A 24099-nucleotide genomic window follows, 5' to 3' on the forward strand; every position below is an offset into this window, starting at 1 on the left:
ACATCACAGGAACCCCGCCATGACCGACTTCGATCCCGCCCTGCACCGCATGGTGCCGCAACAACGCTGGTTCGAGGATTTTGCGGTCGGCGAACGTTTCGTGATCCCCAGCCGCACCATGACCTCGGCCGTATTCACGGCGTTTCAGGCCGCGAGCGGTGACACCCATCCGGTGCATTACGACGTCGAATATTGCCGGGCGCGCGGGATGCCGGACCTGCTTGCCCACGGTTTCCAGACGCTGATCCACACCGCGCCGGGCGCCGGCCTGTTTCCCTATATGGTGGAGGAATCGCTGGTCGGCTTTCTCGAACAATCGAGCCGGTTCTTGAAGCCGGTCTATGCCGACGACACCATCTATCCGGCGCTCGAAGTGATGGAACTGGTGCCTGGCCGCACCACCGGCGCGGTGACGCTGCGCAGCACCGTATTCAACCAGCGGCGCGAACTGGTGCTGGAAGGCATGCAAAAATTCCTGATCCGCCGCCGGCCGGCGCAGTCGTGATCGATGCGGGCGACCTGCTGAAAAATCGCAAAAGTTAAGGCTTTTCGTCGATATCGGCGGCTAAGGGTTGCCGCATCGGTGCCCCTGCCTTACCTATGACTTCATGAAATTCCTCGATGAAGCCAAGGTCTATATCCGCTCCGGCGACGGCGGCAACGGCTGCGTGGCGTTCCGCCGCGAGAAGTACATCGAGTTCGGCGGCCCCTCCGGCGGCAATGGCGGCCGCGGGGGCGATGTCGTCATCGAAGCGGTCGATGGATTGAACACGCTGATCGACTATCGCTACCAGCAGCACTTCAAGGCGCAGAAGGGCACCAACGGCATGGGCAAGGACCGCCATGGCGCCAACGGCAAGCCGATCGTGCTCAAGGTGCCGGTCGGAACCCAGGTGTTCGACGAGGATCGCGAAACGCTGCTTCATGATTTCACCAGGCTCGGCGAAAAATTCACCCTCGCCGAAGGCGGCAATGGCGGCTTCGGCAATGCGCATTTCAAAACGTCGACCAACCGGGCGCCCCGCAACGCCAATCCCGGTCAGCTGGGCGAGGAACGCTGGATCTGGCTGCGGCTGAAGCTGATCGCCGATGCCGGACTGGTCGGCTTGCCGAATGCCGGAAAATCGACATTCCTGGCCGCCGTCAGCGCGGCAAAGCCCAAGATCGCCGATTACCCGTTCACGACGCTGCATCCACAGCTCGGCGTGGTCGATGTCGACGGCCGTGAATTCGTGCTGGCGGATATTCCCGGCCTGATCGAAGGCGCCCATGAAGGCGCGGGCCTCGGCGATCGTTTCCTCGGCCATGTCGAACGCTGCCGCGTGCTGCTGCATCTGGTGGACGCGACCTGCGAACACGCCGGCAAGGCCTACAAGACGGTGCGAACCGAACTTGAGGCTTATGAAGGACAACTCGCCGAGAAGATCGAGATCGTTGCGCTGAACAAGATCGATGCCGTGACGCCGGAAGAGCTGAAGAAGCAGAAAGACCGGCTGAAGCGGGCGGCAAAAAAGACGCCGCGATTGATCTCGGGCGCGACTGGCGAGGGCGTGAAAGACGCATTACGGGCGCTGGTGGAAGTGATTGGCGAAGCTCCGGTGTCCGGCAAGGCTAAGGGCACGGCAGAAGCCGAGCCGTGGAGCAAGCCTCCGGTGCCGCTGCCGCCGCTATAGCGTTTTCGAGCAAAGTGGATTCCGGTTCGCGCAAAAAAACGCGTCAAAAAAACATAGAGATTCGGTTCTGATTCCATCAGAGCCGATAAGCCTAGGCTGGCTGACTTACACCACTGACTTGCGCCGCAGGCATCCATGCTGCAAAAACCTTGAGCTTTCTTCGAAGCTTTACCGAAATTTCCGCCATGTCCCGCCCAAGCCTGAAAAATTTTCGCCGTATCGTCGTCAAGGTCGGCTCGTCGCTGCTGATCGATTCCGGCGCGGGCGAGGTCAAGGCGGCATGGCTTGCCGCGCTTGCCGCCGATCTGGCCAAACTGCACAATGAGGGGCGCGAACTCCTGATCGTGTCGTCCGGCTCGATCGCGCTCGGGCGCAGCCGGTTGAAATTGCCGCGCGGCCCGTTGAAGCTCGAGGAAAGCCAGGCCGCCGCGGCGGTGGGGCAGATCGCACTGGCGCGGATCTGGTCGGAGGTGCTCGGCCACCACGGCATCGGCGCCGGGCAGATTCTGGTGACCTTTCAGGACACCGAGGAACGCCGCCGTTATCTCAACGCGCGTTCGACCATCGCCAAGCTGCTGGAATGGCGCGCGATCCCGGTGATCAACGAGAACGACACGGTCGCCACCAACGAGATCCGCTACGGCGATAATGACCGCCTCGCCGCCCGCGTCGCCACCATGGCGAGCGCCGACCTTCTGATCCTGCTGTCCGACATCGACGGCCTCTATGATGCGCCGCCGGCCGGCAATCCCGACGCAAAACTGATTCCGGTCGTGGACTCAGTTACCTCCGATATCGAGGCCATGGCGGGCGCTGCGGAATCGGAACTATCGCGGGGCGGCATGTACACCAAGATCGAGGCCGCCAAGATCGCGACCACGGCCGGCACGCATATGCTGATCGCCTCCGGCAAGATCGAGCATCCGCTGCAGGCGATCGCCGACGGCGGCCGCTGCACCTGGTTCCTGACCCCCGCCAATCCCGTGACCGCGCGCAAGCGCTGGATCGCGGGCTCGCTGGAGCCCAAGGGCACGCTCACCATCGATGCCGGCGCGGTGAACGCGCTGCGCGCCGGCAAAAGCCTGCTGCCGGCCGGCGTGATCCGGGTCGACGGGCAATTCGCCCGCGGCGACGCCGTGGTGGTGCGGGGCCCGGACAGCCATGAAATCGGCCGCGGCCTCGTCGCCTACGACGCCGAGGACGCCGACAGGATCAAGGGCCGCTCGTCGCCGGACGTAATGACGATCCTGGGCATCAGCGGACGGGCCGAAATGATCCACCGCGACGACCTCGTGGTGGGCCCGAGCGGCGCCTATTCCGCGAGCTGAAATAGGCCATTGGCCGACCCGGGATCGGACCGGGAAGCCCTGCCCGCCCCCTCGACCATGCCGGCTCCGCGCCTCGCGCGGCGGCCATTTCCGTGCTAGAGCTTGACGGTTCTGATGGTATCGGAGCCGATGGGCTCTATCCTTCAGAAGATGCGTTTTCGTCATGCGAACCGGCATCCGCTTCGCCCGGAAACGTCATGGGGCTTGGCCTTAATTGAAGCTTGGCCGTGAATTGAAGATGAGACCGACATGAGCGCGCCGCTAAAGGCCATTGATGGCAACGCCGATCTGCCGGCCCTGATGGCTGACCTCGCCGCACAGGCACGCGCTGCCGCGCGGGTGCTCTCGCTCGCCTCGCCCGAACAGAAAAACCGCGCCCTCGATGCGATGGAGCGCGCGATCCGCGCCCAGGCTCCTGCTATTCTCGCGGCCAACGCCGAGGACGTCGCGGAAGCCCGCTCCGGCGGTGCGACATCCGCTTTCGTCGATCGCCTGACGCTGACGCCGGCGCGCATCGATGCGATGGCCGACGGGATTGCGACGGTGCGCGAGATCTCCGACCCGGTCGGCGTGGTGACCGAAAGCTGGCAGCGCCCGAACGGCATGACGATCGAGCGCGTACGCGTGCCGCTCGGCGTCATCGCGGTGATCTTCGAGAGCCGTCCCAATGTCGCGGCCGATGCCGGCGTGCTGTGCTTGAAGTCCGGCAATGCGGTGATCCTGCGCGGCGGTTCCGACAGCTTCCGCTCCTGCCGCGCGATCCACGCCTGCCTGGTGCAGGGATTGCGCGAGGCCGGCCTGCCGGAAGCCTCGATCACGCTGGTGCCGACCCGCGACCGCGCCGCGGTCGGCCTGCTGCTGACCGGGTTGAACGGCGGCATTGACGTCATCGTGCCACGCGGCGGCAAAAGCCTGGTCGCGCGGGTCGAGGCGGAGGCGCGGGTGCCGGTATTCGCGCATCTGGAAGGCGTCAACCACGTCTATGTCGATCGTGCCGCCAATCTCGAAATGGCGAAGTCGATCGTGCTGAACGCCAAGATGCGCCGGCCCGGCGTCTGCGGCGCCGCCGAAACCCTGCTGGTCGATCGCGCCGGCGCCGCGACAAGCCTCAAGCCGCTGGTCGGGATGCTGATCGAGGCTGGCTGCGAAGTACGCGGCGACGCCGCCGTGCAGCGCGCCGACGACAGGGTGAAGCCGGCTTCCGAGACGGATTGGGATACCGAATACGAAGACGCGATTATCGCGGCGAAGGTCGTCGATGGCGTCGACGAGGCGATCGCGCATATCCACAATCACGGTTCGCACCACACCGATGCGATCGTGACCGAAGATGCAAAAACCGCGCAGAAATTTCTCAACGAGGTCGATTCGGCGATCGTGCTGCATAACGCATCGACGCAATTCGCCGATGGCGGCGAATTCGGTTTCGGCGCGGAAATCGGCATCGCCACCGGAAAATTCCACGCCCGCGGACCGGTCGGCGCCGAACAACTGACCAGCTTCAAATATCGCGTGCATGGCACCGGACAGACGCGGCCGTGAACACACCAAAAAACGCGTCAGAAAAGACAACCTTGCGGACGCCGTGGATCCCTTGAACGAAGCGCCTCTAGCGCCGCGGCCCGTTGCGCCGGCGATTCCGTTCTATACTGGCGGCATGCGGATCGGCCTGCTCGGCGGCTCGTTCAATCCGCCGCACCGCGCGCACCGCGACATCAGCCTATTTGCGATCAAGCGGTTGAATCTCGACCGGGTGTGGTGGCTGGTAACGCCCGGCAATCCGCTCAAGGACCGCCGCGCCCTGCACGACCTCCGGGAACGCGCCGAGGCGGCGCGACAAATGGCCCATGATCCGCGCATCGACGTCAGTTGTCTCGAAGCTGTCATTGGAACCCGCTACACTGTCGATACGATTACATATCTACGCCGCCGCACCGCCGGCTTGCGCTTGGTCTGGATCATGGGCGCTGACAATCTCGCGCAGTTCCATCGCTGGCAAAACTGGCAGCGCATTGCGTCTACCGTCCCGATCGCCGTCATCGACCGCCCGCCGCAAAGCTTTCGCGCGTTATCGGCGCCTGCAGCGCAAGCACTGGCCCATTATCGCATCCCGGAAACCCAGGCCGGCAGGCTCGCGGACAAGCTCCCGCCGGCCTGGGTTTTCCTGACCGGCATGAAACTGAACCTGTCGTCGACGGGCCTGCGGAACCCGGACGGCAGCTGGAAGACGTGAGAGGCGAAAGGGGTTACTGGAATATTGAAACCATTAACCCCACATGCATAGAATGGTGAGCGGGCGCCGGATTCGGCGGCTCGCGATACAGTGAAAGGAATGGTCCCTGGCCACATCTGTATTGTCCAAGTCGGTTTTACCCAAGTCTGGTACGACAAAGTCTGGCACGACGAAGTCTGGTTCGGCGAAGTCCGGTTCAGCAAAATCCGCCTCGTCCAAGACACGTAAAACATCGACTGAAGCTGCGGCCTTGCAGGCGCACCCCGACGCCGACAAGACGCTGAAACTGATCCTCTCCCGCCTCGACGATATGAAGGCGGAAGAAACGGTCACCATAGACCTTCGCGGTAAATCAGCATTTTCCGACTACATGATCGTCACCTCGGGCCGGGCCAACCGGCACGTCGGCGCGATCGCGGAGAATGTCACCAAGGGCCTCAAGGAAACCGGCATCAAAAGCGTCCACGTCGAGGGCTTGTCCAATTGCGACTGGGTGCTGATCGATTCCGGCGACGTGATCGTGCATGTGTTCAGGCCCGAGGTGCGCGAGTTCTACAACCTGGAAAGGTTGTGGTCGCACAATCCGGCGGGGCCGCAGGCGGTCTAGCCTGCTACCGCCGGTGCGAATCGGTTCGGGCGCATGGTATCGTGTACACGCGCATCGGAATGCGCGTGAGTCGTTGATTTGCCGCATTTTCTACGGCAAACCGGCCGCCACTTTGCCGGAAAAAGTTTTTATGCGTCTTGTTGTCGTTGCCATTGGCCGCCTGAAGCAGGGCCCGGAGCGGGAACTGGCCGAACGCTACCGCGAACGCTTCGACGATCTCGGCCGCAAGCTCGGCTTTCGCGGCATCGACATCCATGAGATTGCCGAGAGCCGCGCACGCGACGCCGCGACCCGGATGACCGAGGAAGCCACTGCGATTTCGGCGGCTATTCCCGAGAAGTCGGTTCTGGTCGCGCTCGACGAGCGCGGCGACACGATCGACAGCGCCGCCTTGGCCCGGCATCTCGGCCGCTGGCGGGACGAGCAGATCGCGAATAGTGTTTTCGCCATCGGCGGCGCGGACGGACTTTCGCCTGATTTGCGTCGCAAAGCTAAACTTCGCATTGCTTTCGGCTCGGCGACCTGGCCGCATCAATTGGTTCGCGTCATGCTTCTGGAACAGGTTTACCGGGCCGCCACCATCCTGGCCGGTCATCCTTATCACCGTGCATAGGCCAAGGCCGGCGCAGATACGAAAACTCTGATTCGGGTTCGATGCAGCCAGACCGGGACATTCATCCGCCATCCAACGCCGCCCGTCGCGGCCGCTCGCATAGCTTACGAATTCCGCTCTCCATTGCTTTGCTGTCGGCAGGCTTTGCCGGCACGATCCTTTCGCCCGTAGCGGCCCAGATCGCGCCTCAAGCAACGAACCCGGCACTGCCGCCGGCGGCACCCTCGGCCGACGACATCAAACAACGCGAGCAGGAGCTCGAAGCCGCGCGTGAGCAGCAGAAAAATGCGGCGGAGGCGCAGCAAAAGCTTCAGGCCGACATCGCCGCGATCGGACAGGATCGCAGCAAGCTCAATCAGCAGCTGATCGATATCGCCGCCCAGGTGCGCGGCGTCGAGACGAAGATCGGCGATGCCGAAGCACGGCTACAGCCGCTCGATGCCCGCGAGCAGGAGATTCGCGGTTCGCTTGATACGCGCCGCTCCGAGATCACGGAGGTGCTGGCGGCCTTGCAGCGCGCCGGCCGCCGCTCGCCACCTGCGCTGCTGGTACGGCCGGAAGACGCGCTGCAATCGCTTCGCGCAGCCATGTTGCTGGGATCTGTGGTGCCCGAATTGCATGCCCGTGCCGAAAAACTGGCGAGCGACCTGGGCGAACTGATCACGCTTCGCCAGACCATCGCGGCCGAGCGCGATCGTCTGGCTACCGATCGCGACAACCTCAATAACGACCAGACACGGCTGGCCGCTCTGGTCGATGAGCGACAGCGGCAGCAGAATTCGATCGAGCAAGACATGCAGGCGGAGAACACGCGCGCCATTGCGCTGTCCAGGCAAGCCGACACTCTGCAAAGCCTGATCGCCAAGATGGAGCAGGATTCGAAGACCGCCGCGAAGGCGGCGGCGGCCGCCAGCCTTGAGGGAGCCCCGGCGACCGTCAACGGCAAGCCAAACCTGGCGGCGCTGAAGGATCCTTCCCGGATGAGCCCGGCGATTGCGTTCGCTTCCGCCAAGGGCTTGCTGGCGCTGCCGGTGAATGGCGTCAGGATTCACGAGTTTGGCGGTTCCGATGGCGCGGGGGGGGTGGAAAAAGGCATTTCCTTGGCGACACGGCCCGGATCCCAGGTCACAACCCCGTGTGACGGCTGGGTTGTTTACGCCGGTCCGTTCCGCAGCTATGGACAACTCTTGATCCTCAATGCGGGGGGCGGGTATCATGTGTTGATCGCCGGGATGGAGCGCATTTCGGTCAATATCGGACAGTTTGTACTTACGGGGGAGCCGGTCGCGACCATGGGGGCGACGTCCCGGGTGGCCTCAATTTTGGCGGCCAATGCGAGCCAGCCCGTGCTCTATGTCGAGTTCCGTAAGGACGGCACTCCAATCGATCCAGGCCCATGGTGGGCCGCAAATGAAGGCGAAAAGGTTCGCGGATGATGCGCAAGACTTCTCTCATTCTCCTGAGCGCCGCTACCGGTGCGGCACTGACGCTGTTCGCGACCCAGCCGCGCTCCATGCTGATGGGATCGAGCGCGCGCGCCGCGACGTCGGACACCTATCGCGAACTCAATCTGTTCGGCGACGTGTTCGAGCGCGTCCGCAGCGACTATGTCGAAAAGCCCGATGACGGCAAACTGATCGAGTCCGCCATCAGCGGCATGCTGTCCGGCCTCGACCCGCATTCGAGCTACATGGACGCCAAGAGCTTCCGCGACATGCAGGTGCAGACCCGCGGCGAATTCGGCGGGCTGGGCATCGAAGTCACGATGGAAGACGGGCTGATCAAGGTCGTCTCGCCGATCGACGACACGCCGGCGTCCAAGGCCGGCATCATGGCCAACGACATCATCACCAATCTCGACGACGAAGCCGTGCAGGGCCTCACCCTCAATCAGGCCGTCGAGAAGATGCGCGGGCCCGTCAACACCAAGATCAGGCTGAAGATCGTCCGCAAGGGCCAGGACAATCCGATCGACGTGACGCTGGTGCGCGACAACATCCGCGTCCGCTCGGTGCGCGCGCATGTCGAAGCCGACGATATCGCCTATATCCGCATCACCACCTTCAACGAACAGACCACCGAGGGTCTGAAGAAGGAAATCGCCAATCTGCAGACCCAGATCGGCGACAAGCTGAAGGGCTACATCATCGATCTGCGCAACAATCCCGGCGGATTGCTGGAAGAGGCCGTGACGGTGTCCGACACCTTCCTCGATCGCGGCGAGATCGTCTCCACCCGCGGCCGCAACGCCGAGGAAACCCAGCGCCGTGTCGCGCATCAGGGCGATCTGACCAAGGGCAAGCCGGTGATCGTTCTGATCAACGGCGGCTCGGCGTCGGCGTCGGAAATCGTTGCCGGCGCGCTGCAGGACCACAAGCGCGCCACGCTGGTCGGCACCCGCTCCTTCGGCAAGGGATCGGTGCAGACCATTATTCCGCTCGGCTCCGGCAACGGCGCATTACGGCTCACCACGGCGCGTTACTTCACGCCGTCAGGCAAATCGATCCAGGCCCAGGGCATCAAGCCCGACATCGAGGTGCTGCAGGACGTACCTGATGAGTTGAAGTCGCGGACGGATACCAAGGGCGAGGCTTCGCTGCGCGGCCATTTGAAGTCCGAGGGCGACGAGAAGACGGGCTCGCAGTCCTACGTGCCGCCGGACGCCAAGGACGACAAGGCGTTGAAGGCCGCGGACGACCTGCTCCACGGGATCAAGGACAGCGCAGCCACTCCGGCCACCGGCGACAAGGCGGCGGCAAGCGACAACAAGGCCTCAAACGACGCCAAACCGGCCGACAAGGACGCGAACTGATCGCGGCCAGAGGCTTTTTTCGGCATTTCAAAGGGCGGCCCTCGGGCCGCCCTTTTTGCTGCCGGCCAGCGTGACGACACGGCAGCGCTTGGCTATGCCGCGAGGCTGTTGCGTCGTGGTATCGTCGGCCGGGCTGATTCGGGAAGGTCGATGACAGAGACAGCCGACGATCTGAGCGCTCCGCTCGGACAGGGAACTGCGCGCGCCAAGCGCCGATATCGGCTGCCTTTTACCGGATTCCAGGCGCTTGCCGTGCTGCTGGGCCTGTTTTTGGCGATTTTCGCCGGCTTCGCCATCTTCAACGACAACCCGCTGGGCGGCGAGCCGATCGTAAGTATTGCATTACCCGCCACGCCACCGGACGAGAAGCCGGCCGCAGCGCCTTCGGCCGGTTCCGAGACGGCCGTGAAATCGGCGCCCAGGCAGCCGGCATCGGGCGAGCAAAAGACCGTCACCATCATCGACGGATCGAGCGGCGCGCGCCATGATGTTGCGATTTCCGGTGACGGCACGGAGAACAGCGAAGCCGATGCGCCGCAGACTGCGATGACGGGAATCGACCCGCGGCTGCTGGAAAAATCCCGCTATGGCATGATTCCGGTGGTTTCCGATGGCCTGAAGCCTTTCACGGTCTATGCAGCCGATGCCGACCGGGTGAAGGCCGCCAAAATGCCGGTCATCGCCATTGTCATCGGCGGCCTCGGCGTCGGCGCGGCAAAAACGCTGGACGCCATCATGAAACTGCCGCCCGCAGTCACGCTGGCGTTCACGCCCTACGGCTCCGATCCCTCCAAGCTCGCCGAACGCGCCCGTTCGCAGCATCATGAGATCCTTTTGCAGATTCCGATGGAGCCGTTCGACTACCCCGACAATGATCCGGGCCCGCAGACGCTGCTGACGACGCTCGGCCCTGAGCAGAATCTTGACCGGCTGTACTGGCATCTCAGCCGCTTCCAAGGTTATGCCGGCATTGCCAATTTCATGGGCGGAAAGTTCGAGGTCACCGATGCGGTGATGCAGCCGATCGTCCGCGAGGCCGCCAAACGCGGGCTCGGCTATTTCGACGACGGAACGGCGCCGCGCAGCGTCGCCGGCTCGCTGGCGGCAAGCCAGGCGATGCCATACGCCAAGGCCGATATCGGCATCGACACCGTTCCGACGCCTGCGGAAATCGACCGGGCGCTCGTCAACCTCGAAAGCCTGGCGAAAGAGCGCGGCACAGCCATCGGCGTCGCCTCGGCGCTGCCGGTCTCGATCGAGCGGATCGGTGCCTGGATCAAGACGCTGGACAGCCGTGGCATCATGCTGGTGCCATTGACAACCGCGACTCTGAAATCAAAATCAGGCTAGATAGCTCCCGGATTGGTGCGACTCCGGCTTCCGCCGTCGCCCGTCCGGTCTTGCAAGAAGGTTCTGGCGGCAAAAACTCCGACAGCAGACGGCAAAAAGGCTTTCCCGGAATGGCGCGCTACGAAGACCTGCCCTATCGCACCTGTGTCGGCATAATGCTGATCAACACCGCCGGGCTTGTCTTCATCGGCCGCCGCGCCGGCGGCATCGAACATGTCGACGAATCCCATGTCTGGCAGATGCCGCAAGGCGGCGTCGATCCCGGCGAGGACACCTGGGAAGCGGCAAAGCGCGAACTCTACGAGGAGACCAGCGTCCGCTCAGTCGAAAAGCTCGGCGAGGTGGCGGACTGGCTGATCTACGATATTCCGCGCACCGTGGCCGGGCGCGCCTGGAAGGGCCGCTATCGCGGCCAGCGGCAGAAATGGTTCGCGCTGCGCTTTACCGGCAAGGATGCCGAAATCAATGTCGAGCATCCCGGTGGTGGCCACAAGGCGGAATTCATCGGCTGGCGCTGGGAGCCGATGAAGAATCTTCCCGACCTGATCGTCCCCTTCAAGCGGCCGGTCTACGAGCGGGTGGTGAAGGAATTTTCCGCGCTGGCTGGCGCTTGAGCTCGGCATGGCCGACACAGAACCCTACCGCCCCAATGTCGGGATTGCCCTGTTCAACATCAACGGCGACGTGCTGATCGGACGGCGATTCAAGGATGACGGCCCGGAAATCATTCTTCCGGGCCTGGAGTGGCAAATGCCGCAAGGCGGCATCGACGCCGGCGAAGATCCGCGCGCGACGGCGATGCGCGAACTCTGGGAAGAGACCGGCGCGGTCCACGCGGATTATCTCGACGAGACGGACTGGCTGACTTATGAATTTCCGCACCCTGCCGAACCAGCGCACCGGTTTGCAAGATTCCGCGGCCAGCGCCAGAAATGGTTCGCGCTGCGTTTTACCGGAAGCGACGGCGAAATCGATCCGCTGATGTCGCGCAACGGCCAGCCTGCGGAATTTGATTCATGGCGCTGGGAACGGCTCGACCGCGTCGCCGATCTTGTCGTGCCGTTCCGGCGGGATGTCTATCGAGCGGTGGCGCAGCGCTTTGCAAGATTCGCGCGCTAGGCAGCGGACTCAATTGATCCCAACCGTAAACGGGCCGATCGCGATGACGCGGCAATTGCTGTCGTGCCCGGCGCAGTCGGTCACCGCACCGTTGACGGCATTCAGTTCGCTTGTCGCCCTGAGCGCAAGCCCCGGACGTCCGGATGCACCGACCGCGACCGCGCTCCATCCGGATGACGCCTCGGCGAGCTGGCGCGCGACATCATCCCTTGCATCCGCGGCGATCGACGGGTCGCTGGCGGCACGAAAGAAGCCGACAGGCTTCATGACCGTTGGCACTGGAACGACGAAGGTGTCGTCGACCGCGGCCACCATGCAGGCGGCGCCGGCCAGCGCGCCGCAGGTTTCGAGAGACCGCCGAACCGACTCCGCGACCGATGCTCCGTCGGTATAGAAAATGAAATTGCCGCCCGGACCGATCACGATCGCCTTGCTTTTTCGACCCGGCACATAAACGTTCTCAAGCCTCGCCTTTCCGGGCTCTCGCGCGAACGGCATGTCCGTTGCCGTGAACGGCCGCTCGGTCGATGAGTCACGCTTGATCCACGGCAAAGGCGGCAGCGGCGGCATGCCGTGAGGATAAACCACGGCGTCCCCGACAGCGTAAATCTCGCAGCGCCGCGGTGACTGCGCGGCCTCCGCGCGCTGCCGGCATTGCTCAAGCGCCGCGTTTTTTGCGGCTTCTTCGTTTGGCTGGCCACTGACCAACCCGACGATTCCATTGATGTTGAGCGCAAAGGCCTTGTAGTTCCCCGCCGGCGCATATTCGTTCAACAGCACGGCGCGGGTGCGATCGTGGACGAACGGCACCGCGTCGGCCGCGAATTTTTGGGACGAAAGAACGGGCGAGGGAGGGGGCGGCTCCGGTGCGGATGCCGGCCGCACCGGCGCGGGAGCCGCGGCCGGCTCGGGCGATGGCGCAGGCGTTGCAGCGGCATCGACCTTTGCCGAAACCGGGCCCTTCGATTCCGCCATTTCCATCTTCGTGAAATACAGGAAACCGCCGACGCCGATCGCGGCAAGGCAAACCACCGCTACGGCGACCGGCCACATCCAAAAGGGCGTCGCTGGCTGCGGCGGCGCAAGCGGGTTCTTCACTTGCGGCACCGTGTAGGTCCCGTCCTCGCGCCGCATCGCGACCATGTAGGCATGCACAGGAGTTGGGATGTTCTTCACCTCCTGCGCGCCGATATCGGAAAACTGCACCGACAGCTTGTTGGCCACCTGTTCATGCACCGCGCGTGAAATGCAGATGCCGCCGACTTCGGCCAGGCCTTCAAGCCTTGCCGCGATGTTGACGCCGTCGCCGAGCAAGTCACCGTCGCGCTCGACCACGTCACCGATCGTGATCCCGATGCGGTAGCTCATGTGACGGCTGGGCGGATAGGCCATGTTCCGGGTGCGCAGGCTCTCCTGGATGTCGATCGCGCATCGCACCGCCTCGACCGCACTGGCAAACTCGGCGAGAACGGCATCGCCGGCGGTATTGAAGATGCGGCCCCCGGCCCTGGCGATGAAATCATCGGTGACGGACCGATAGGCGGCGAGGCGGCGCAGCGTTTCCTCTTCGTCCTCGGCGACCAGCCGGCTGTAGCCGGCAATATCGGCCGCGAAAATCGCCGCAATCTTGCGTTTCATGAAGGCCAGCCTCGGGGCAATGATCGCCGGCAGAATGCCGTCGGAAATTTTTCGGCGCAATCGGGTTCTACGCCCGCCAGCCGCAGCGCGTCATTATCCAGATTTTTGAAAAAAACGATGACGAAGCAGCAAGTATTTTCGGGACTTTAGAGCTGGCAATTCAGCTTAAAGCTATCGCGTTTAGTGCAGCGCCGTCGTGTTGAGCTGATGCTCGATGCTCTTGAAGTGATCGAGCCGCTCGAGTTCGCGGTCGAGCTCCGAACCCTCTTTCTCGGCCAGCTTGGCTTGCATCTCGGCGATCTGGCTGGCGAAGGCCTGCCGATCCAGCTCCTCGATCGACGTCGCGACGTCGGCAAGCACGGTGAGCCCCTTGTCGGAGACTTCGGCGAGACCGCCGAGCACGATGATCTTCTGGTGCGCGCCGCCGGCGGTGATCGTCAGAATTCCCGGCCGGACCGCTGCGACCACCGGCGCGTGGCCGGAGAGCACGCCGAAATCACCCTCTGCGCCGGGAATGTCAACCTGATCGACTTCGCCGGAGAAGGCGAGTTTTTCCGGCGAGACGAGATCGAAGTGGAAGGTGGCCATGGGAACCCTGCGAATAGTGAGTAGCGAATAGCGAGTGGCGAAAAAAGGGAGCGCTACTCCCTATTCGCCATTCGCCTTCTTACGCCGCTTCGGCTGCGAGCTTCTTGCCCTTCTCGACCGCCTCTTCGATGGTGCCGACCATGTAGAAGGCCGCTTCCGGCAAATGGTCGTACTTGCCTTCGCAGAGATCGCGGAAACCCTTGATGGTGTCGGCGAGGTCGACGAACTTGCCGGGTGAGCCGGTGAAGACTTCGGCGACGAAGAACGGCTGCGACAGGAAGCGCTCGACCTTGCGGGCGCGCGCCACCGTCAGCTTGTCCTCTTCGGACAATTCGTCCATGCCGAGGATGGCGATGATGTCCTGCAACGACTTGTAGCGCTGCAGCACCTGCTGAACCATGCGCGCGGTCTGATAGTGATTTTCACCGACGATCAACGGCGACAGCATGCGCGAGGTCGAGTCGAGCGGGTCCACCGCAGGATAAATGCCCTTTTCCGAAATCGCGCGGTTCAGCACCGTGGTCGCGTCCAAATGGGCGAATGAGGTCGCCGGCGCCGGATCGGTCAAGTCGTCGGCCGGCACGTAGATCGCCTGCACCGAGGTGATCGATCCCTTGTTGGTGGTGGTGATGCGCTCCTGCAGCGCGCCCATGTCGGTGGCGAGCGTCGGCTGATAGCCCACCGCCGACGGGATGCGGCCGAGCAGCGCCGACACTTCGGAGCCGGCCTGCGTGAAGCGGAAGATATTGTCGACGAAGAACAGCACGTCCTGGCCCTGGTCGCGGAAATGCTCGGCAACCGTGAGGCCGGTGAGGCCGACGCGGGCGCGCGCGCCCGGCGGCTCGTTCATCTGGCCGTACACCAGCGCGCATTTGGAGCCTTCGCCGCCGCCTTCCTTGTTGACGCCGGATTCGATGAACTCGTGATAGAGGTCGTTGCCTTCGCGGGTGCGCTCACCGACGCCGGCGAACACCGAATAGCCGCCATGGGCTTTCGCAACGTTGTTGATCAGCTCCTGGATCAGCACGGTCTTGCCGACGCCGGCACCGCCGAACAGGCCGATCTTGCCGCCCTTGGCGTAGGGCGCCAGCAGATCCACGACCTTGATGCCGGTGACGAGAATTTCCGCTTCGGTCGACTGGTCGGTATAGAGCGGCGCTTCCTGGTGGATCGCGCGCAGGCCCTCCGCCTTGACCGGACCCTGCTCATCGACGGGATCGCCGATCACGTTCATGATGCGGCCGAGCGTGCCGACGCCGACCGGCACCCGGATCGGCGCGCCGGTGTCGCCGACTTCCTGGCCGCGAACCAGACCTTCGGTCGTATCCATCGCGATGGTGCGAACGGTGGATTCGCCAAGATGCTGGGCGACTTCGAGCACCAGGCGGTTACCGCCGTTCTTGGTCTCGAGCGCGTTGAGAATTGCGGGTAACTGGCCTTCGAACTGCACGTCAACGACGGCGCCGATGACCTGCGTAATGCGTCCGGTCTGGTTGGCGGGTGTAGCCATGAAAACTCTCTCCTCCGAATTCTATCTCAAGCAACCGTGGGCTGGATTAGACCGCCTCGGCGCCCGAAATGATTTCAATCAGTTCCTTGGTAATCATCGCCTGACGGGTCCGGTTGTAGATCAAGGTCTGCTTGCGGATCATCTCGCCGGCGTTACGTGTGGCGTTATCCATCGCGCTCATCTGCGCGCCGTAGAACGATGCGTTGTTTTCGAGCAGCGCGCGGAAAATCTGCACCGCGAGATTGCGCGGCAACAGCCCCGTCAGAATTTCATCTTCTTCCGGTTCGTATTCGTACGAAGTGGCCGGACCGGCATTGGCTGCGGGCGCCTGAACCTCCAGCGGGATGACCTGCTGCGCCGTCGGAACCTGCGCAATCACGGATCTGAAGCGCGAATAGAACAGCGTGCAGACATCGAACTCGCCGGCCTCAAACCGCGCGATGACCTTCTTGGCAATGTCTTCCGCGTTGACAAAACCGAGCTGGCGGACCGAGCGCAGTTCGACATGTTCGACGATCTGCTTTTCGAACAGGCGGCGAAGCTGCTCGTATCCCTTACGGCCGACGCAGAAGAACTTGACCTCTTTGCCCTGGTTGATCAGGGCATAGGCCCGCTCGCGGGCCAGGCGCACGATCGACGAATTGAAGGCGCCGGACAGGCCACGCTCGCCGGTGCAGACCAGCAATAGATGCACCTGATCCTTGCCGGTACCGGCCAGCAAAGCCGGCGCGCCGGGAGAGCCCGCGGCCGCGCTCGCGATGTTGGAGATCACGGTATCCATTTTCTCGGCATACGGCCGCGCCGCTTCGGCTGCGGTCTGGGCGCGGCGCAACTTCGACGCCGCCACCATCTGCATGGCCTTGGTGATCTTCTGCGTCGCCTTGGTGGAGGCGATGCGGACCCGCATGTCTTTCAGTGAAGCCATTCTTAGTTCACCCCGGCGATCAGATCTGTGACCCGACCGCTAGCCCCTCATTCATCCTGCCCGGCCGCTTGCCGGCCAGAACCTAAGCAAACGACACATCAAGCAAAAGGCATATCAAGCAAAAGACTTGGCGTAAGCCTCGACCGCACCCTTGAGCTTGGCGGCGGTATCGTCGCTCAGATCTCGGGTTTCGCGGATGGTATTGAGAATGTCAGCGTTCTTGCCGCGCAGCAACGACAGCAGGCCGTCCTCGAAATCGCGCACCTTGTTGAGCGGAAGCGGATCGAGATAGCCGTTGGTGCCGGCCCAGATCACGCAAACCTGCTCTTCCATCTTCAGCGGCGAGAATTGCGGCTGCTTCAGAAGTTCGGTCAGGCGCGAGCCGCGGTTGAGCAGGCGCTGCGTCGAGGCGTCGAGATCGGAGCCGAACTGCGCGAACGCGGCCATTTCGCGGTACTGCGCGAGTTCGCCCTTGATCTTGCCGGCGACCTTCTTCATCGCCTTGGTCTGCGCCGACGAACCGACGCGCGACACCGACAGACCGACGTTCACCGCCGGACGGATACCCTGGAAGAACAGATCGGTTTCCAAGAAGATCTGGCCATCGGTGATCGAGATCACGTTGGTCGGGATATAGGCCGACACGTCGTTGGCCTGGGTTTCGATCACCGGCAGCGCCGTCAGCGATCCGGCACCCAGACTGTCGTTGAGCTTCGCGGCACGCTCCAGCAGGCGAGAATGCAGATAGAACACGTCGCCCGGATAGGCCTCGCGGCCCGGCGGGCGGCGCAGCAGCAGCGACATCTGGCGATAGGCGACGGCCTGCTTGGACAAGTCGTCATAGATGATGACCGCGTGCATGCCGTTGTCGCGGAAATATTCGCCCATGGTGCAGCCGGTGAACGGCGCGATGTACTGCATCGGGGCCGGATCGGACGCGGTCGCTGCGACCACGATCGAATATTCCAGCGCGCCCTGCTCTTCGAGCACCTTGACGAACTGCGCCACCGTGGAACGCTTCTGGCCGATCGCGACATAGACGCAATACAGCTTGAGCTTCTCGTCGCTCTGCGCGTTAAGCGGCTTCTGGTTGAGGATGGTATCGAGCGCGATCGCGGTCTTGCCGGTCTGGCGGTCGCCGATGATCAGCTCACGCTGACCGCGGCCGACCGGGATCAGCGCATCGATCGCCTTCAGGCCTGTCGCCATCGGCTCGTTGACCGACTTGCGCGGAATGATGCCGGGCGCCTTGACGTCGACGCGCTTGCGCTCGGTCGCCTGGATCGGCCCCTTGCCGTCGATCGGATTGCCAAGCGCATCGACCACGCGGCCGAGCAGGCCCTTGCCGACCGGCGTGTCGACGATGGCGCGGGTGCGCTTGACGGTCTGGCCTTCCATGATCTCACGGTCGGCGCCGAAGATCACGATACCGACGTTGTCGGTCTCGAGGTTCAGCGCCATGCCGCGGGTGCCGTTCTCGAACTCGACCATCTCGCCGGCCTGGACGTTGTCGAGGCCGTAAACGCGGGCGATACCGTCACCGACGGACAGCACCTGTCCGACTTCGGTAACCTCGGCCTCCTGGCCGAAATTCTTGATCTGGTCCTTGAGGATCGCGGAAATTTCCGCCGCGCGGATGTCCATCAGCCTGCCTCTTTCATCGCGTGCTTGATCGAATTGAGTTTGGTGCGAAGCGAGCTATCCACCATCCGGCTGCCGAGCTTGACCACGAGGCCGCCGATGATCGAAGGGTCGACTTTCACATTGAGCGCGACATCCTTGCCCGTCACCGATTTCAGCGCGGTCTTCAAGGCGTCGAGATTCCTGTCGTTGAGCTGCTCCGCCACGGTCACATCGGCCGTCGCTTCGCCCCTGAATTTGGCGACCAGCGCGCGGAACGCGCGCGACACGTCATCGACCGCGAACAACCGCCGGTTGGTAGTAAGCACCTTCAGGAAATTCGCGGCAATGCCGGTAACGCCGGCCTTGTCGAGCACGGCTGCGAGCGCCTTCAATTGCACATCGGCCGAAAATACCGGGCTGCGCACCAGACGTTTCAGATCGGCGCTATCGGCCAGCATGGCGTCGAACTTGTCGAGATCGGCCTTGACCGCATCGACGGATTTTTCGTCGCGCGCCAGTTCGAACAAGGCCGTTGCATAACGGCCGGACACTCCCGAAACAGACGATTCTTCTGCAGCCACAGGCGCGCTCTTTTTAGCTATTAAATTCACAAGGGAAAAACCGCCGCCACGGTGCGGCGCCATCAAGCCCTTGGAATTCAAGCGGGACTTCGATTTTCGACCGGCACGAGCTGTACCGGGACCGTTAAAATCGCGGCTTTGCTAACATAGCAAAAGCACAGGTGCAATATGACGGCGGCCCCAGAGCGCTATCGTGTCGCGCGTCGCCGGCAGCAGCCGCGAAGAAGATTTGAGCAAAGCGCCGAATCGACGAATCGGCACTCGCGCCGCAAACCGCGCGGCTGCGGGGCAATGAAAGAATAGTTCCTCCGCAAATTGCATGGACGCCATGACCGGCTCACGCGGAACCAAAAGGCCCCGGCCCGCTCCACTTGCGCATTACTTGCGAAAATCTCGAATTCAAATAATTCCCTTTGAATAATCAGTATTTGTAAGTATTGTATTGGTTAATAAATCATTAATTCGAAAGATTACGGAACATCTTCCGATCAATAAATTCGGTAACAAGATATTTCAAGTTGATATAAATCGGCTTTACTGCCCAATTCGTGCCTTATTGCCCCACCAAACGGCAGCCACGCACAACGGGACGGGGGTTCCATTTGTCACATAAGTGACAATACTGTCTGAGGGACTATTATAAATGCTCGCATCTAAAAAGTCAGCGCTGGGACCTGTGTCCCAGTCGCGCACGGCGCTTGCTGTTGTCGCCGCAACCCTGCTGTTCGGCGGGGGGATTACCGAGGCATCGGCCAAATCCAGGCATCACCACGGCACCCGGCATCATTACCGCCATCACGCCAGCAGCGACCGGGACGACTCCTCGCACGACGCCGGCGCCTCGGCCGGCCCGTTCGCTGGCATCAGCCGCATCTTCTCTGGCCTGGCCTCCTATTACGGCAACGAGTCCGGCAGCCGCACCGCCTCGGGCGAGCGTTTCAACCAGAGCGCCATGACCTGCGCCCACCGTTCGCTGCCTTTCGGCACCAAGCTGCGCGTGACCCATGGCGGCCGCAGCGTCGTCGTCACCGTCAATGACCGTGGTCCGTTCGTGCGTGGCCGCGTCCTCGACCTGTCCACGGCTGCCGCCCGTGCGATCGGCCTGACCGCAGCCGGCGTCGGCCGCGTCACCGCCGAGGTCCTCTCCTGAGCACGGCTTGCGGCTTCCCTTCCAACACTTCCGCAAGCGTTGCGTAACGGCCGCAGGACGTTCTGCATGCCAAAACGGGCCCGCCGTCACATGTGACGACAGGCTTTGCCTTGGTTCCCCGAGGCTTGTCATTCCGGGATGCGCCATTCGGCGCAGACCCGGAATCTCGATCTGCCCATCTCGGGATTCCGGGTTCGCGTCTTCGACGCGCCCCGGAATGACGAATGGCCGGACTTACCTCCAGACGGAAGCTCACAAAAAACTCTGCGGGTCGACATCGACCTCGAGCTTGAGATTGCCCTTGGTCTTCGGGCCCGCCTCCAGCCATTCACGCAGATATTGCGACATATCGACATTGCGCAGCGATTTCACCAGCAGCCGGAACCGGTAGCGGCCCTTGATGACCGCGAGCGGGGCCTCGGCGGGTCCGAGCACCTGAATACGCTCATCGATCGGCGCGACCGCCGCCAGCTTGCGCGCAAAGCCCTCCGCGGTGGGCCGGTCGCCGGCGGAAACGATCAGGCTCGCCAGCCGCCCGAATGGCGGATAGCCGGCGCGCTCGCGGCCGTCGATCTCGCTGCTGTAGAATGCCTCGCGGTCGCAGGCCACCAGCGCCTTCATCACGGGATGTTCGGGCTGATGGGTCTGCAGATAACCGACGCCGCGGCCCTGATCGCGGCCGGCGCGTCCGATCACCTGGTTGAGCAATTGCCACGTGCGCTCGGCGGCGCGCGGATCGCCATTGCCAAGACCGAGGTCGGCATCCACCACGCCGACCAGATTGAGCCGGGGGAAATGATGCCCTTTCGCCACCAATTGGGTGCCGACGATGATATCGACCCGCCCTTCCGCGATCTCGGTCAATTCCGAACGCATGGTCTCGATCGAGGTGATGAGATCGCTCGACAGCACCATGATGCGCGCGTTCGGGAACAACGCGGCGGCTTCCTCCTGCAAGCGTTCGACGCCGGGGCCGACCGCGACCAGCGACTCTTCCGCCGCGCAATGCGGACAGACCTGCGGGCGCGGCATCGAGAAACCGCAATGGTGACAAACCAGGCGCTGGCGGAACCGGTGATCGACCAGCCAGGCATCGCAGATCGTGCAGGCAAAGCGATGTCCGCAAGCGCGGCACAAGGTCAGCGGGGCGTAGCCGCGGCGATTGAGGAACAATAGCGCCTGTTCGCGTCGCTCGACTGCAAGCCCGATCTGTTCGGCCAAGCGGGGCGAGATGAAGCGGCCGCGCGGCGGCGCTTCGCGGCGCAGATCGATCGCCTCGATATGCGGCATGTGCTGGCCGCCGAAGCGCGACGGCAGCGCCACGCGCTGATAGCGGCCCTTGCGCGCATTGACCTCGGTTTCGATCGAAGGCGTCGCCGATGCCAGCACGATCGGGATCTTGGCGATATGCGCGCGCACCACCGCCATGTCGCGGGCATGATAATGCGCGCCTTCGTCCTGCTTGTAGGCCTGGTCGTGCTCTTCATCGACCACGATCAGCCCGAGATTGGCGTAGGGCATGAACAGCGCGGAACGGGCGCCGACGACGACCGGCGCTTCTCCCGAGGCGATCGCCGCCCAGTTGCGGGCGCGGATGCGCGGCGTCAGTTCGGAATGCCATTCCAGCGGACGCACGCCGAAACGGTTGGCAAAACGGTCGAGGAATTGTCCGGTCAGCGCGATTTCCGGCATCAGGATCAGCGACTGCCTGCCGCGGCGGATCGTTTCGGCGATGGCTTCAAAATAAACCTCGGTCTTGCCCGAGCCGGTGACACCGTCGAGCAACGCGACATGGAAGGTGCCGTTCGCCGCCAGCGCCCGCATCGCATCCACGGCCGAGCGCTGCTGATGGGAAAATTCCGGCTGCGCATGATCCGGATCTGGCGCCGGCGGCGGTGGCGCGGGCGGCATCGCCTCGACCGTCAGCGTGCCCTCATCGACCAGGCCATCGATCACGCCGACGCTAACGCCGGCCTCGCGCGCGGCTTCGGATTTGCCGTGCAGCAGCCCGTCGGACAGACATTCGATCAGCCGCCGCCGCGCCGGCGTCAGGCGTCGCGGCGGCTCGCCGACCAGCCGCACGCCCAGCCGCATCCGCTCCGGCCCGAGATGCTCGCCCATCCGCAAGGTCATGCGCAGCACCATGCCGCGCGCCGACAATGTGTAGTTCGCGACCCAGTCGACCAGCGCGCGTAGTTCCGCTTTCAGGGGCGGCACGTCGAGCTTTTCGCTGACGTCCTTCAGCCGGTTGTGCAGCCGCGGATCGGGATTGGCGTTTTCGGCCCATACCACCGCGACCACCTCGCGCGGGCCGAGCGGCACGCCCACCACGTCACCGGGCTGGAGTTCCAGGCCCCGCGGCACGCGATAGGAATAGGTCTGATTCAGCGCGACAGGCACCAGCACATCGACGACACGCGTCGATGATATCGATGAGGGGCTGGGACGCAGGGAATGGTCCATCGCAGAATCAGACTCGGGCTCGGAGAGGCGTATCAGCTTAGGACCGGGCATCGGTCGCGGCTACCGCCGGTTTTGCAAGTTAGCGAAAGGTAAACGAAAGGGGTGCGATATAACCGGTCAGTTCACGGCGTCCAGAGACCGATGGCAAAATCAGCGATCAAATCAGCGTCCCCGATCCAGCCGATCGAACTCGACTGCGCCGATTCCAGCATCACGCAGGAGATGACGCGCTGGCTGTCGCATCTGCGCGCCGAGCGGCGGCTGTCGCCGAAGACGCTGGAGGCCTATGCCCGTGACCTGCGCCAGTGCCTGGTCTTTCTCGCCCAACATTGGGGCGCGCGGGTGACGCTGACGCGTTTTGCCGCGCTGGAAGCCAGCGACGTCAGGGCATTCATGGCGATGCGGCGCGCCGACGATATTGGCGGCCGTTCGCTGATGCGCAGCCTGGCGGGCCTGCGCTCGTTCGGGCGTTTCCTCGAACGCGAAGGCAAGGGCAAGGTCGGAGCGTTGTCGGCGATCCGTGCCCCAAAGGTGGCGAAGACGCTGCCTAAACCGATTCACATGGCGGCGGCCAAGCGTTTCGCCGACGCCGATGAGCGCGCCGGCGAGGAGCGCGATAGCTGGGTGCTGGCGCGCGACGCCGCCGTGATGGCGCTGTTGTATGGATCCGGGCTTCGCATCTCCGAAGCGCTCGGGCTGAAGCGCCGGGATGTGCCGCTGCCCGGCGCGGGCGATGTGATCGTGGTGACCGGCAAAGGCAACAAGACCCGCATGGTCCCGGTGCTGCAAAATGTGCTGGCGCTGGTTCAGGATTATGTGGCGATCTGTCCGCATCCGTTGCCCGCCGAAGGACCGATTTTCGTCGGTACACGCGGCGGTCCGCTCAGGGCCCGGATCATCCAGCTTGCGATGGAGCGCCTGCGCGGCGCGCTCGGGCTGGCCGACAGCGCCACGCCGCATGCGCTACGGCATTCCTTTGCGACCCATCTGCTCAGCCGCGGCGGCGATTTGCGCGCAATCCAGGAATTGCTCGGCCACGCGTCGCTGTCCACCACGCAGATCTACACCGGCATCGACAGCGAGCGGCTGCTCGAAGTCTACCGCACCGCGCACCCCCGCGCCTGATATTGTCGTCCTCGCTTCACCGGCTTGCCCCTTGCGCCGGCAATGCCGTTCGGTCAATCGTAGGGGCCTATCGTTTGCTCGACGCGTTTTCTCTCTGCGAACCGGTGCCCACTTCGCTTGAAAACGCCATGGGGAGGGAATCATGAGCGCGCATGAAAGCATGGAGCAGGCGGACCATGCCAAGGAAGCCTCGGAAGAGAACAGGAACATCGCGCTGTTGATCGCGGTGATCGCGCTGTGTCTGGCGCTGTCGGAAACGCTGGGCAAGGGCGCGCAGACCGAATCCATCAGCAAGAATGTCGAGGCTTCCAATCTCTGGGCGTTCTTCCAGGCCAAGAGCATTCGCCGCACCGTGGTGCAGACCGCGGCCGAACAGGCCAGGCTGAACGGCGGCGCCGACGACGCCACCAAAGCCGCGGTGCAAAAACAGATCGACGATTGGCAAAAGACCGCGGCGCGCTATCGCTCCGAGCCGGAAACCGGCGAAGGCACCGAGCAATTGTCCGAGCGCGCCAAGCAGGCGGAAGAGGAGCGCGACCTGGCAACCGCGAAGTATCATCACTTCGAACTGGCGTCGGGGGCGTTTCAGATCGCCATCGTGTTGGCTTCCGCGACCATCATTACCGGCATGATCGCGCTGGCCTGGATATCCGGACTGCTGACGCTGGCCGGCATCGGCTTCACCGCGCTCGGGATCTTCGTGCCGCATCTGTTGCATCTGGCGTAACCGGGTTCGAACGCCCGTCAGGTCAGGCGACGAC

At 63.4% G+C, this 24099-nt stretch carries 22 protein-coding genes; 15 read left to right on the forward strand and 7 right to left on the reverse strand.

The window, feature by feature from the left end; genetic code table 11:
- Positions 1-19 precede the first annotated feature (19 nt).
- The 12 genes from HB630_RS19520 (at position 20) to HB630_RS19575 (ending at position 11735) form a co-directional block, all read left to right on the forward strand.
- On the forward strand, positions 20-505 hold the full coding sequence (locus HB630_RS19520; RefSeq protein ID WP_213773901.1) for a MaoC family dehydratase: 486 nt from the start codon (positions 20-22) through the stop codon (positions 503-505).
- A gap of 103 nt (positions 506-608) precedes the next feature.
- Positions 609-1673, forward strand: a complete 1065-nt coding sequence (obgE, locus tag HB630_RS19525) for a GTPase ObgE (protein WP_213773902.1) — start codon at positions 609-611, stop codon at positions 1671-1673.
- A gap of 185 nt (positions 1674-1858) precedes the next feature.
- Complete coding sequence (proB, locus tag HB630_RS19530; RefSeq protein WP_213773903.1) at positions 1859-3001, forward strand: glutamate 5-kinase; 1143 nt, start codon at positions 1859-1861, stop codon at positions 2999-3001.
- 249 nt (positions 3002-3250) lie between these two features.
- Positions 3251-4543: a glutamate-5-semialdehyde dehydrogenase gene (locus HB630_RS19535; RefSeq protein ID WP_213773904.1), complete on the forward strand. Its 1293-nt coding sequence runs from the start codon at positions 3251-3253 to the stop codon at positions 4541-4543.
- A 52-nt stretch (positions 4544-4595) separates the two neighbouring features.
- On the forward strand, positions 4596-5234 hold the full coding sequence (locus tag HB630_RS19540) for a nicotinate-nucleotide adenylyltransferase (protein ID WP_249780928.1): 639 nt from the start codon (positions 4596-4598) through the stop codon (positions 5232-5234).
- Positions 5235-5484: 250 nt separating this feature from the next.
- Positions 5485-5841 (forward strand): ribosome silencing factor, encoded by a 357-nt coding sequence (gene rsfS / locus HB630_RS19545; RefSeq protein ID WP_213774003.1) that lies wholly within the window; start codon positions 5485-5487, stop codon positions 5839-5841.
- A 130-nt stretch (positions 5842-5971) separates the two neighbouring features.
- The gene (gene rlmH / locus HB630_RS19550; protein WP_213773906.1) at positions 5972-6454 is read left to right on the forward strand and encodes a 23S rRNA (pseudouridine(1915)-N(3))-methyltransferase RlmH; all 483 of its coding nucleotides are present in this window, start codon (positions 5972-5974) and stop codon (positions 6452-6454) included.
- Between the two features lie 41 nt (positions 6455-6495).
- The gene (locus HB630_RS19555; protein WP_213773907.1) at positions 6496-7890 is read left to right on the forward strand and encodes a peptidoglycan DD-metalloendopeptidase family protein; all 1395 of its coding nucleotides are present in this window, start codon (positions 6496-6498) and stop codon (positions 7888-7890) included.
- Entirely contained in the window at positions 7887-9266 is a 1380-nt protein-coding gene (locus tag HB630_RS19560; protein WP_213773908.1) for a S41 family peptidase, read from the forward strand. The genes HB630_RS19555 and HB630_RS19560 overlap by 4 nt, the downstream gene beginning before the upstream one ends.
- A 150-nt stretch (positions 9267-9416) precedes the next feature.
- Complete coding sequence (locus HB630_RS19565) at positions 9417-10616, forward strand: divergent polysaccharide deacetylase family protein (protein WP_213773909.1); 1200 nt, start codon at positions 9417-9419, stop codon at positions 10614-10616.
- Positions 10617-10726: 110 nt separating this feature from the next.
- On the forward strand, positions 10727-11230 hold the full coding sequence (locus tag HB630_RS19570; RefSeq protein ID WP_213773910.1) for an RNA pyrophosphohydrolase: 504 nt from the start codon (positions 10727-10729) through the stop codon (positions 11228-11230).
- A gap of 7 nt (positions 11231-11237) precedes the next feature.
- Positions 11238-11735 carry an RNA pyrophosphohydrolase gene (locus HB630_RS19575; RefSeq protein ID WP_213773911.1) on the forward strand — a complete coding sequence of 166 codons (498 nt, stop codon included), beginning with the start codon at positions 11238-11240 and terminating at the stop codon, positions 11733-11735.
- A gap of 9 nt (positions 11736-11744) precedes the next feature.
- Here the strand turns inward: HB630_RS19575 and HB630_RS19580 are convergent, their stop codons facing one another.
- The 6 genes from HB630_RS19580 to HB630_RS19605 form a co-directional block, all read right to left on the reverse strand.
- Entirely contained in the window at positions 11745-13373 is a 1629-nt protein-coding gene (locus HB630_RS19580) for an adenylate/guanylate cyclase domain-containing protein (RefSeq protein ID WP_213773912.1), read from the reverse strand.
- A 180-nt stretch (positions 13374-13553) separates the two neighbouring features.
- The gene (locus HB630_RS19585) at positions 13554-13961 is read right to left on the reverse strand and encodes a F0F1 ATP synthase subunit epsilon (RefSeq protein WP_213773913.1); all 408 of its coding nucleotides are present in this window, start codon (positions 13959-13961) and stop codon (positions 13554-13556) included.
- 79 nt (positions 13962-14040) lie between these two features.
- A complete protein-coding gene (gene atpD / locus HB630_RS19590) occupies positions 14041-15471 on the reverse strand; it encodes a F0F1 ATP synthase subunit beta (RefSeq protein ID WP_213773914.1) in 1431 nt (476 codons plus the stop codon).
- A gap of 46 nt (positions 15472-15517) precedes the next feature.
- Entirely contained in the window at positions 15518-16396 is an 879-nt protein-coding gene (locus HB630_RS19595) for a F0F1 ATP synthase subunit gamma (RefSeq protein ID WP_213773915.1), read from the reverse strand.
- A gap of 114 nt (positions 16397-16510) precedes the next feature.
- Positions 16511-18040 carry a F0F1 ATP synthase subunit alpha gene (gene atpA / locus HB630_RS19600; protein WP_213773916.1) on the reverse strand — a complete coding sequence of 510 codons (1530 nt, stop codon included), beginning with the start codon at positions 18038-18040 and terminating at the stop codon, positions 16511-16513.
- Complete coding sequence (locus HB630_RS19605) at positions 18040-18600, reverse strand: F0F1 ATP synthase subunit delta (protein ID WP_213773917.1); 561 nt, start codon at positions 18598-18600, stop codon at positions 18040-18042. The genes atpA and HB630_RS19605 overlap by 1 nt, the downstream gene beginning before the upstream one ends.
- Before the next feature lie 643 nt (positions 18601-19243).
- Between HB630_RS19605 and HB630_RS19610 the strand changes: the two genes are divergently transcribed.
- A complete protein-coding gene (locus HB630_RS19610) occupies positions 19244-19750 on the forward strand; it encodes a septal ring lytic transglycosylase RlpA family protein (RefSeq protein ID WP_213773918.1) in 507 nt (168 codons plus the stop codon).
- Positions 19751-20002: 252 nt separating this feature from the next.
- Here the strand turns inward: HB630_RS19610 and HB630_RS19615 are convergent, their stop codons facing one another.
- Positions 20003-22213 (reverse strand): primosomal protein N', encoded by a 2211-nt coding sequence (locus HB630_RS19615; RefSeq protein ID WP_213773919.1) that lies wholly within the window; start codon positions 22211-22213, stop codon positions 20003-20005.
- 141 nt (positions 22214-22354) lie between these two features.
- On the opposite strand from HB630_RS19615, the gene HB630_RS19620 reads away from it, so the two are divergent.
- The gene (locus HB630_RS19620; protein ID WP_213773920.1) at positions 22355-23338 is read left to right on the forward strand and encodes a tyrosine recombinase XerC; all 984 of its coding nucleotides are present in this window, start codon (positions 22355-22357) and stop codon (positions 23336-23338) included.
- Positions 23339-23480: 142 nt separating this feature from the next.
- Positions 23481-24065 (forward strand): DUF4337 domain-containing protein, encoded by a 585-nt coding sequence (locus HB630_RS19625; protein WP_213773921.1) that lies wholly within the window; start codon positions 23481-23483, stop codon positions 24063-24065.
- The last annotated feature ends 34 nt before the right edge of the window (positions 24066-24099 follow it).

This window comes from Bradyrhizobium sp. dw_78 (genome assembly GCF_018449525.1).
In the GTDB taxonomy this organism is placed as follows: domain Bacteria; phylum Pseudomonadota; class Alphaproteobacteria; order Rhizobiales; family Xanthobacteraceae; genus Bradyrhizobium.